Source organism: Flavobacterium plantiphilum (assembly GCF_046000495.1).
Taxonomy (GTDB): Bacteria; Bacteroidota; Bacteroidia; order Flavobacteriales; family Flavobacteriaceae; genus Flavobacterium; species Flavobacterium plantiphilum.
This window is the reverse complement of sequence record NZ_JBELQA010000008.1, coordinates 1-2,792: the sequence shown is the minus strand read 5'-3', so window position 1 is coordinate 2,792 and position 2,792 is coordinate 1. Positions and strand designations below refer to the sequence as shown.

General features: G+C 40.4%; 1 protein-coding gene. It reads left to right on the top strand.

The annotated features are described in order from the left end of the window. On the top strand, positions 1–2,792 hold a 2,792-nt coding region (locus ABS764_RS13340), incomplete at both ends, for an MBG domain-containing protein (RefSeq protein ID WP_408082304.1).

Genomic DNA, 2,792 nt, shown 5'->3' with positions numbered 1-2,792 from the left:
ACTTCGGCAACAAACTATGGCGCCATAGGTATTACTGTAGACGCTATTGGTGAAAAAGTTTATTGGTTTGATGACACGTCGGGGACTAACAGTATTAAACGAGCCAATCTGGATGGAACCGGAACAGAAGTTTTTGTTGAAAATTCAGGCTATGCCTATTCTTTAGTAATTAATCCAAAAAACAACACCTTATATTGGCCAAATTATGAAGCAAGAAAGATAGAATCAAAAAGTCTTTCGGGAGGAAGTCGACAAGATGTTGTATTAAATACTTCGGCAACTAACCATGGTGCCATAGGTATTACTGTAGACGCTATTGGTGAAAAAGTTTATTGGTTTGATGACACACCGGGGAATAACAGTATTAAACGAGCCAATCTGGATGGAACCGGAACAGAAGTTTTTGTTGAAAATTCAGGATATGCATATTCACTTGCCGTACCGTTTGATTATACGACATTGCCCACTGCAAATCTTGCAAGTCTAACCACTTCAGCAGTAACTTCCATCGCCGCGACTGGTGCTACTTTTAGCGGTAATGTAACAGCTGATGGCGGAGCAACGGTAACAGAGCGTGGTTTTGTTTATAGCACTTCTACTAATCCAACCACTTCAAACACCAAAGTACAAGGTGGAACCGGAACAGGAGCTTTCTCAGAGGCTATTACCGGACTAACTGCTGGAACGACTTATTATGTAAGAGCCTATGCCATTAATAGCGTAGGAACAGCCTATGGAAATGAGGTTAGTTTTACAACTTCAGCACCTGTAAGCCCTTCATCCAACAATGCGCTCCATTTTGATAGCGATGCCAATATTACCAATCTATCTGGTATCTCTCCTACAAGTTTTACCGTCGAATTCTGGCTAAAATCTCAATATCAGTCTCCTGTTGATGCAAATAAACAGTATCAGGGAATTTACTGGCAAAACTCTGGGGCTGAACCTGGGGTTTATATGGATAATTATGATGTTGGCTCCAATTATGGTACGCAAACCTTAGCAATCACTCCTTCTGCTTCCGTGGCTACTACTTATCAGGCATGGGCTAATGGTGTAGATCAAGGGGATATTTCTCCTGCTCAGCAAGCCACATGGAGACATTATGCCATTACATCCAATGGTACCTCCATCAACTTTTATTACGATGGTGTTTTAATAAGAACACAAGCATTTAATGGAGCCGTTTTACCTATTAGCAATGTAACCATAGGAGGCATTTATGGATTAAATGGCTTTACATTGGATGAACTTCGTATCTGGAATTTTGCCAAAACACAAGTTGAAATTCAAGCACAGAAAGATACAGAAGTAGCTCCTTCTTCAACAGGTTTGGTACGTTACTACAATTTCAACCAAGGAACAGCGAATGGTAATAATGCAGGAGTAACGAGTTTACCGGAGTTAACAGGGAATGGTACAACAGCTACTTTAAGTAATTTTAGTCTAAGTGGTTCTACCTCTAACTGGGTTGGTGGGTCACCAATAACTTCAGTAGCACCTGTTTCTACTATTGCAAGTCTAACCACTTCAGCAGTTACTACTATCACCACAACTGGTGCCACTTTCAACGGCAATGTAACAGCCGATGGCGGAGCATCAGTAACCGAACGTGGTTTTGTATATGGGACTGCTGCCAATCCGACAACTGCAAATACCAAAGTACAGGGTGGAACAGGAACTGGGGCATTCTCTGAAGTCATTGCAGGACTTACGGTTTTAACAACCTATTATGTAAGAGCTTATGCGATTAATAACGCTGGAACAGCGTATGGAAATGAGGTAAGCTTTACAACGGGAACAATAAACAATGCTCCTGTAATTAGCGGACTTCCTACTACTTTAACATTTACGGAAGACCAACAGGAAGCCGAAATGAATCTTAGTAGCGTAACTATCAGTGATGCAGATGCTGGATCTACAGACCTTACGGTAACACTTACGGCTACTTCCGGAACTTTCGATTTTGCTTCTGGAACGGGAATTACCTCTTCCGGAAACTTAACAAGCACAATAAGTATTACAGGCTCACTAACAAATATCAATAATTATCTTAGCCAGCCTTCAAATACCTGGTACCTACCAGCAACTAACGTTAATGGAAATAATGTGGCAACCATTACTTTTACAGTTAATGACAATGATAATACCGGTACAGGAGGCCCAAACAGCACTGAAGGTACTATCATTATTAATATCATACCAGTAAACGATGCACCCATAGCATCCGAATTAGCTATTAGTGGTACGCTAGACGTGGGGCAGACTTTAACAGCCACTTACACCTACAATGATGTAGAAAACGATATAGAAAGCGGAAGTACCTTTAAATGGTACCGTTCTGATGACAATGCGGGTCTTAACAAAACAGCTATCGCAAATGCAACATCAAATACCTATACTTTAGTTGCTGCTGATGCAAACAAATACATCAGTTTTGAAGTGACACCAAGAGATGGAGTTGATTTTGGCTCAGCAGTTGAGAGCACAAGCTATTTAGTTAAAATTTCGATTACTGTAACAGCTAATTCTTCTCAAACAAAAATATACGGCGAGAATGACCCTGTTTTAACATACACAGTAACGCCTGATTTATTATCTGGAGATAGTTTTACAGGAACGTTAACAAGGGATGCCGGAGAAAACATTGGAACTTATGCAATAAACCAAGGAACACTTTCCGCAGGAGATAAGTATTTAATTACTTATGTTACGAATGATTTTGCTATTACAGCAAAACCAATTACGGTAACTGCTGATGCTTCTCAGACTAAAGTTTACGGAACAGTTGA